The 382-nt window shown below is 50.5% G+C and carries 1 pseudogene; it reads left to right on the plus strand.

From position 1 onward, the window contains the following. Positions 1-216: pseudogene (locus KNP76_RS15690) on the plus strand (IS3 family transposase); the annotation flags it as partial. Positions 217-382: the final 166 nt, after the last annotated feature.

The following is a 382-nucleotide window of genomic DNA, read 5'->3' on the forward strand; positions in this document are numbered from 1 at the left end:
AGTTCTTGTAAAAATCGCTGGACACGGGCTTACCGAAAAGATGGGGTAATGGGGCTACGCGATACACGATCAAGTAATTCAGGAAGGTGGAGAGATAGAGAACTGTCTACAGAAGAACGGTACGCGAAGCTCGAGGCCGAAAACAAGCTGTTGAAAGCAGAGGTCGAACTATTAAAGGAGATCCGCCTGGCGGAAGGGAGAGGAAAGCTGGACTAAGCGCATCGCAAAAATATGAGCTGATTCAAGGTGTCATCATCAAGCACAAAATGAAGGGGATGGTCAGCCATCTCTGTCAGGTGGCCGGGGTGTCACGTCAGGGATACCACGCCTATTTCTCGGAACGGAGGAGACAGATCAGACAGGAGCGCGAATCGAGAGACAT

It is taken from the genome of Exiguobacterium sp. s150 (assembly GCF_018618435.1).
Classification (GTDB): Bacteria; Bacillota; Bacilli; order Exiguobacteriales; family Exiguobacteriaceae; genus Exiguobacterium; species Exiguobacterium alkaliphilum.